Below are 7,149 nucleotides of genomic sequence, written 5' to 3' on the forward strand. Positions count from 1 at the left end.
TCATCGAAAATATTTTGAGATTTCTCCTATCGTCGAAATGGAGGAACGTAAACCGTCATCTACTTCACAATAAACTCCAATCCCAACCCCCTATACCCGGTAATCGCTATCGAAGCATCTTCGGAAAAGTACTTCCTCAACCGGCTGATAAAAACATCCATGCTGCGGCCGGAAAAGAAATCGTCGCTGCCCCATACCTCGAGCAGGATGTCTTCGCGCTTCAGCATGCGGTTGCGGTTGGCAAACAGGTAGCTGATCAGGTGCGACTCGCGTTCGGTAAGGCGGTGCATGATGTTGGGGTGGGTAAGTGTATAGTTCGAGGCATCGAAGGCGTAAGTCCCTATGGTAATGGTTTGCCCTTTTTCTGCAGGTACAGCAACAGTGCGCTGGCTACGTTTCAGGATATTGGTAATGCGGAGTACGAGTTCATCGGCTTCAAAAGGCTTTACCACATAATCGTCGGCGCCCAGCTTCAGTCCTTTTATCTTGTCTTCCTTCATTCCTTTGGCGGTAAGGAAAACCACGGGTGTTTCGGGGTAGGCAGCAACGATGTTCTCTGCTAGTGTAAAACCGTCCATTTTCGGCATCATCACATCAAATACGCAAATATCCGGCTTTGCTGTGGGGTAAAGTTCCAATGCCTCGGCACCGTCTTTGGCCCACGTTACTTTAAATCCTGAAATTTCAAGGTACTGTTTCAGGATGCTGGCGTAGTCGATGTCGTCTTCAGCTAAGAGGATGTGCTTCATGGTTTCGGCAGTGTAATGGTAAATTCCGAGCCTTTGCCGGGTTCGCTCTTCACAGTAATGGTGCCTTTGTAGGCGGCCACGGTTTCCTTTACATAATATAGCCCCAGGCCCAAGCCCTTTGCGGTATGGATGTTGCCTTTTTCGACCCGGTAAAACTTATCAAATATAAGCTTTTGGTCTTTTTCGGCAATGCCCATGCCATTATCAGCAATGGTTAGCGTTGCCTGCTTTTCCCAGTCTTTCAGGGATACCAGTATTTTTGTCGCCCCATATTTTGCGGCATTGTCCAGCAGGTTGTTCAGGATGGTGCCAATGTGGAACTTGTCCATAAATAGCGCGGCATCGTCCATTTGCGGCTGCATGGTCATTATCTCTGGATGCGAAAGCGCAAAATCATTTACTATTTCGGCAATGTCGGTGTGGGATATTATCGTGGCCTGTGTCGTATCAATTTCCGTGGAAAGCGATGCGTCAGTTACCTGCCCGAACAGTTTCTGCATCCGCTTGTTCTGCCTGTCGATGATGGAAATGGAGTGCCCAAACTGCTCCTCCGTAAGTCCGCCATCGTTGCGTTGCAGCATTTTCACGGCAATGTCCATGGCGCCAAGCGGTGTCTGGAATTCGTGGGTAATGTTGTTGATGAAGTCGGTCTTGATGTCGGCTATCTTCTTTTGGGCAATGAGGTTCTTTATCGAAAGGTAGAACAGCACCACAACGAATACCAGCAGCAGCACCGAGAAAATCAACAGCCCCGACATCCGTGCGAAAACCAGCTTTTCCCAGTTGGCAATGCTGTAGTAGCGGGTGGTTACCACCTCAAACGCCCCTGAGAGGCTGTCGTTCTGCCTTGTGTTATCCCGCCAGGTAGACTGCGAGGCCTTGTCTTCGGGCACGTTTTCAACGTTAGTGCCATACAGCAGCATTTTTCCTTTAAAGATGGTGTCAGCGGGTTGGGTCGTGTCTTTACAAATGCGGGCGGAAGTAACGTAGTTGGTGTAGGTCACATCGTATTTGGCCAGCATCGAGTCGCTTGCAATGCACTGCTGCACTTCCCCCGAGAGCGAATCCGACAGCCCTCGCATGGCTTTTTCGTACTCCGTGCTTTTTACTTTTCCCTCGGCATAATCCCTCATGAACTGCTGCGTGCGCGACATCCACACCGAGTTGATGGTGTCCAGCTTGCCATCGGTTTCCAGCCGCAGTAATTCCTGGGTGATCTGGGCATTGGCTTCCTTCGCGTATAATCGATAGGTATTGTAAATGAAATACCCCTGTATGGGCGCAAGGGCAGCCACAGTGATGATGCATCCGGCAATGAGGAAGTATATTTTCCGCTTCATCCTGCAAAGCTATAATTTTTAATGATTTATGTGGTGGAGATGATGTGTGTTAACCGTGCGTTAACCGAAAGTCCTCACCCCAGCCCCTCTCCGAAGGAGAGGGGAGCAACTGCACTCATGTCGTATAAACTAATGGAGGTATGAGTGAGCACATTCGAGTGAAGCTCAATCTAAAATCTAAAATCTACAATCTGAAATTCCATTAACCTTGCATTAACCGTCCATTAACCCACCCATCAATCCGGTTTTCAGAGATTTGCACCAACCAATCATTCAACCATGAGTTCATCATCAATCATCAAATTGTTTTTTGCGTTAGTTTTCCCGATTTTATGCTCCGCCCAATCAGCGGGGCTTTCGGGGAAAGTAATTGACGGGGCCGGACAGCCCATTGCATTCGCCAGTGTAGCCCTCTTTCAAACTGATCCTGCCAAAACCTCGTATACCGATGAGGCCGGGCGCTTTGAGTTTAAGGACATGCCCCACGGCAAGTACACCCTTAAGGTAAACACCATGGGCTATGCGCCGTACAGTGCCGAAATTTCCCTTCCTGAAAATTCGGTATTGGCCGACATCGTTTTGGAGGAAAGTACCGAACAGCTTTCCAATGTTGAGATCAACTACCGCAGGCCGGTGGTGAACCGCAAGATCGACCGTCTGGAATTTGATGTGGAGAATTCCATACTCTCTTCTGAAAACGCGTGGGAGATACTGCGCAAAACACCGGGGGTAAGCCTTTCCGGAGGCGGTATTTCCATCCGCGGGAGCAACAGCATCCTCGTGACCATCAACGATAAAAAAGTATACCTTACCGGCGATGAGCTCAAAAACCTGCTGGAAAATACCGATGGCGACAACATCAAGTCCATAGAGGTGATTACAACCCCACCATCCAAATATGAGGCGCAGGGCAGTGCCGTGCTCAACATCAAAATGAAGCGCAGTTCCAACGAGGGCTACAAGGGTTCAGTTGTGGGGGCTTATGAGCAGAGCATGTACCCCAAGGGTGTTGTGGCAACCAACCATTATTACAAGGGCAACCGCCTTTCGGCCTATGGTGGGTACATGTTTGGGTCGGGGCATTATTATGGCAGAAATTATGCTACCGTAAAATATAGGGATGACAACGGTGACGTGTCCTCCATCTGGAAAATACGGGAGCAGGCACACTACAGGGCCACATCGCAAAACAGCTTCAACCTGAATTTGGAATACCAGATCGACAGCCTGAATACCGTAACCTTTGGCGGCAACAGTTTCTTTAGCATGAAGAGCACTGCCAACATCAATACGCCGACTTACATTTACGACGGCAACGGGGTGCTCGATTCGGTATTTGATGCCAAAAACCACCGCGACTACCCGCAGAAGAACAATACGCTCAACGGCTCGTTCGAACATAAGTTCCGCAAGGGGAAGCTCATCCTCATGTCCGATTATACCTGGCATTACTTCAACCAGTCTCAGGACGTGAACACCCTGTTCTCGCTGCCGGGCGAAGCGCCCTACCGTTCGCAGCTCCTGGCCAGCGATGACAACCGCCGTATCAGCCTCTTTTCGGCGCAGGCCGATTACAGCGGGGCAATGGGCAAGTACAACATTGAGACGGGACTGCGCTTTGGCAACGTAAATGCCGAGAACGACTTCGACTATGCGCAGGAAATTGACGGTGTGCCCGTAAATATCAACGGGCTGTCCAACCGCTTCCTGTATGACGAAGCCGTGTTTGCGGGCTATTTCGGGCTTGACAGGGAGTTTGGAAAATGGGCGCTGAAGGCAGGCCTAAGGGGAGAATACACCTCGCTGGACGGCAACTCGGTCACTACTGCCGAAGTGAATTCACAGGATTACCTTAAGCTGTTCCCAACGCTGTATACATTGTACAAGGCTTCCGATAACCACCAGATAGGGCTGTCATACGGCAAGCGCATCAGCAGGCCACCGTATTCGTACCTGAACCCATTCCGGCTGTACAGCACGCCGTATGCTTACGTAACGGGTGACCCACGCCTGCAGCCCGCCATAACGCATAACTTCAGTTTGCTTTATACCCTGAAGAATAAATATAATTTCGATCTGTACTACCGTTACGAAAAGGACCCGGCCATGGAGGTGTTGTACCAGGATTATGAGACAAGTACCATCATAAGCAAGGTAACCAACATCGACCATAACTTTGCGGCAGGGCTTGACTTCAATACCAACCTGGAACTGAAAGAATGGTGGCAGTCGGGCCTGCAGGCGAGCACAATGTATAAGGAAGATACCTTCCAGGGAATTGACGGCACCATGCAGAAGAACAAAATTGTAAACTTCTTTGTGTACATGAACCACCGCTTTACACTCGACAAGAAAAAAACATGGATTGCCGAGACAGGTTATTATTACTCTTCGCCGGGAGTGTCAGGGGCATTCCGTTTGGGTGAAATGTCCAGCCTTTCGGCCAGTTTCAGGAAGACAATGCTCGATGGCAAAGCCGAGCTGTCGTTTATTTTCTCCGACATTTACCGGGGCGAGCAGCAAACCACCACGGTGCGCTATGCCAACCAAGACAGGGTGGCAGATTCCTATGGCGATACGCAGAGTTTCCGCATACAGTTCCGCTACCGCTTTGGCAACCAAAAGCTGGGCGACAAGCAAAGGCAGGATGCGGATGAGAAGGGGAGGCTGTAAAGGTTCGGTGGTTCTCCAAGTGTTCGTAAAAAATGAAAAAACCTCATTTCAAAAACTTTAGCATTGTTTTTGCTATTCACTAATTAAATTATATATTTGCGGTATTATGAAACCAACTACGCAACAAATAGCTAAAATGAAAGCCGGTTTAATGAAAGCTGTAAAAGAAAAACAAGCTTTCGTAGAACATTTTGCTAATGGCGGAAAAGTAGAGGATTTCAAATCACAAGAAAACCGTAGAGTTGTCAGGCCAGTCTGAAATTATCCCATACGATTTAATAAGTCAAGAAGGCACAGAGGTGTCTTATACATTTATCACTGAGCATAACATCCAGTATGTTGTTCGCTATGTCTCGTCAACTGATTATTATTTTGATGAAACTTCAGATATTGGTGATACAGAAATTTTAGAATTTCAATTTGCTCCTATAGACAAGGGAATAAGGCCTATCAAAGATTTACGGATTGCAGAAACTTTAGCAACCTCAATGAAAAATGTACTGAGTGTTAAAGAAAATGCCATTTTGTACATTTGTGACAAAAGCGATGGTAAGCAAGCTGCAAGAAGTAAGCTTTTTGATAAGTGGTATAAAAATTACTCTTGGGAAATGATTGAGAAGCATGATGGAAAACTTGTTTATCCAGATTCCCCAGAATCTGAACATGTTTCATTAATTGTTAATACTAAAAATCCATTTGCAAATAACGTTATTGAAGCATTTAGTTTCATCATGGAGTCTGATAAATAAGTCCATAATGTTTATGGCACTTTTTAATATTCCAAAAACTAAATAAGTTCAATTACACTCCTAAAGCGCATTTTTTACTAGCGATTCACATACCTTAAAGCCACATGCCCCGATCCAAAAACCTTTGATTCCGCAAGCTTTAATTCCAGCTGTTCCGGCAGGCTGGTACCATCAAAAAGCCTTCTGCCTTCTCCCGCAATAACGGGATGCACAACAACGTGATACTCATCGATTAGCCCCATCTGCATGAGCTGCGACGGGACATCCACGCCGCCGGTTAAAATGGCCCTGCCTTCTTCCTGCTTCAGTTGGAGTACCTGGTCCCGCAGGTTGGAACGGATTATCTCAGTCTTGTTGCTGTCAATATTTTCCAGTGATTTTGATACTACTGCCATTTTCCCTACCGCATCAAATATACGGGCAAATTCATGTGTGGCATCACTAGGGCCGGAACTGTCTTTTGCCATGTCGGGCCAAAACGGCACCATCAGTTCGTAGGTCTTTCTTCCGTAGAGCAGTACGTCCGCGTCACGGAGCAGGCCGGTAAAGTATTCATGCACCTGTTCATTTGCCATTCCTTTGGTATGGTCGCAACACCCGTCAAGGGTAACGTTTATGCCGTAGATCAGTTTTCTCATGATTGCCATAATTTAAAATTGTAAAAAACAATGAAAATGTCAGATTGAGCGCAGTCGAATGCGGCATTTTCGTTGTTTTTTGCTTCCCGACTGCGCTCGAAGTGACAATAGGATCGAATAGATTTTGAATTTGTACATTTACTAATGCCTATTGTAAATGTACTATTGAATTGCCACATTCAAAGCCCGCTAAAAAGACAATTCCGGGGGGATGATGCGACAAGATTGGATAACAATGTAAATTTTGCAGCCATTCATTTTTAACCACATAGGTACATAGGTTTTAAATTGCGGATACAGGTTTCAACTAAGTACCACAAAGTTGAAGCGTCGCTTCACTATGTTTTACTATATCTACTTTACATTCAGTAAAGAACTATAGACCGCCTCCCGCTGTTGCGGGACAAGTTATGTGGTTAAATGAATTTTGGAATTATTGCTGTTCCAGCAATTTCCTCAATTGTTCTGTCTCCACCAATCCGTTATACTTGCCAATAAACTTGTAATTGGCATCCAGCAGCACCCAGGTGGGGTAGCCGTCTTTCGGGTTGGCCATGGCAGCGGCAAGGCTTTGCATCCCGCCCGTACCGCTGCCTAAAAAACGATACTCGGTGTTATTGAAGAAAATGGTTTTGCGCGATTCCGCATCCAGCTCAAGGAAATAGCATTTTTCAGACAGCAGCTTTTTGAGCGCTTCATCCTTTTCGATCTTCTTGTCCTGTATCCTGCAGACGGCGCACCAGGTGGTGTAGACTTTTACCAGGATAGGGCGCGGCTCTTCGGCCAGTTTCTGCGGAAGCTCCTCAAAGGTTATGGCTGGGCTTTGGCTGTAGCCGATGAAGACAAAAAATAAAAGTATAAGTGATGATGTTGTTTTCATTACACAAAGATTCCTTTAGATTTGAAAGATTAAATTACCTCTTGATGATGATGTTTAAAAGAGGGGGTCCGGGGGAGACTGATAACTTAATAAGATTGTTCATATTTTTAAATAAAAAAA

The 7,149-nt window shown here is 46.6% G+C and carries 7 protein-coding genes; 3 read left to right on the plus strand and 4 right to left on the minus strand.

What is annotated here, in order from left to right; all coding sequences use genetic code 11:
• Nucleotides 1–59: 59 nt before the first annotated feature.
• A complete protein-coding gene (locus OGH69_RS10785) occupies nt 60–749 on the minus strand; it encodes a response regulator transcription factor (RefSeq protein ID WP_265174476.1) in 690 nt (229 codons plus the stop codon).
• On the minus strand, nt 746–2,089 hold the full coding sequence (locus tag OGH69_RS10790) for a sensor histidine kinase (RefSeq protein WP_265174477.1): 1,344 nt from the start codon (nt 2,087–2,089) through the stop codon (nt 746–748). The genes OGH69_RS10785 and OGH69_RS10790 overlap by 4 nt, the downstream gene beginning before the upstream one ends.
• Nucleotides 2,090–2,368: 279 nt before the next feature.
• Here OGH69_RS10790 and OGH69_RS10795 point away from each other — a divergent pair, with 279 nt between their 5' ends.
• The 3 genes from OGH69_RS10795 to OGH69_RS10805 all read left to right on the plus strand — a co-directional run bounded on the left by OGH69_RS10795 (nt 2,369) and on the right by OGH69_RS10805 (nt 5,511).
• Entirely contained in the window at nt 2,369–4,762 is a 2,394-nt protein-coding gene (locus OGH69_RS10795; RefSeq protein ID WP_265174478.1) for a TonB-dependent receptor, read from the plus strand.
• A 106-nt stretch (nt 4,763–4,868) separates the two neighbouring features.
• Nucleotides 4,869–5,021, plus strand: coding sequence for a hypothetical protein (locus OGH69_RS10800; RefSeq protein ID WP_265174479.1), 153 nt, complete (start codon nt 4,869–4,871; stop codon nt 5,019–5,021).
• Nucleotides 5,005–5,511 (plus strand): DUF6169 family protein, encoded by a 507-nt coding sequence (locus OGH69_RS10805; RefSeq protein ID WP_265174480.1) that lies wholly within the window; start codon nt 5,005–5,007, stop codon nt 5,509–5,511. Before OGH69_RS10800 ends, OGH69_RS10805 begins: the two co-directional genes overlap by 17 nt.
• Before the next feature lie 77 nt (nt 5,512–5,588).
• Here the strand turns inward: OGH69_RS10805 and OGH69_RS10810 are convergent, their stop codons facing one another.
• Together OGH69_RS10810 and OGH69_RS10815 are read right to left on the minus strand one after the other, a co-directional pair.
• Nucleotides 5,589–6,149, minus strand: coding sequence for a dihydrofolate reductase family protein (locus tag OGH69_RS10810; protein WP_265174481.1), 561 nt, complete (start codon nt 6,147–6,149; stop codon nt 5,589–5,591).
• Between the two features lie 433 nt (nt 6,150–6,582).
• Nucleotides 6,583–7,029 (minus strand): thioredoxin family protein, encoded by a 447-nt coding sequence (locus OGH69_RS10815; protein WP_265174482.1) that lies wholly within the window; start codon nt 7,027–7,029, stop codon nt 6,583–6,585.
• Nucleotides 7,030–7,149: the final 120 nt, after the last annotated feature.

It is taken from the genome of Flavobacterium sp. MFBS3-15, assembly GCF_026107645.2.
Classification (GTDB): domain Bacteria; phylum Bacteroidota; class Bacteroidia; order Flavobacteriales; family Flavobacteriaceae; genus Flavobacterium.

What these genes read in the sequence shown, in the direction of transcription:
- OGH69_RS10790 (WP_265174477.1), bottom strand. Translation starts at nt 2,089, where the DNA reads ATGAAGCGGAAAATATACTTCCTCATTGCCGGATGCATCATCACTGTG.
- OGH69_RS10785 (WP_265174476.1), bottom strand. Translation starts at nt 749, where the DNA reads ATGAAGCACATCCTCTTAGCTGAAGACGACATCGACTACGCCAGCATC.
- OGH69_RS10810 (WP_265174481.1), bottom strand. Translation starts at nt 6,149, where the DNA reads ATGAGAAAACTGATCTACGGCATAAACGTTACCCTTGACGGGTGTTGC.
- OGH69_RS10800 (WP_265174479.1), top strand. Translation starts at nt 4,869, where the DNA reads ATGAAACCAACTACGCAACAAATAGCTAAAATGAAAGCCGGTTTAATG.
- OGH69_RS10815 (WP_265174482.1), bottom strand. Translation starts at nt 7,029, where the DNA reads ATGAAAACAACATCATCACTTATACTTTTATTTTTTGTCTTCATCGGC.
- OGH69_RS10795 (WP_265174478.1), top strand. Translation starts at nt 2,369, where the DNA reads ATGAGTTCATCATCAATCATCAAATTGTTTTTTGCGTTAGTTTTCCCG.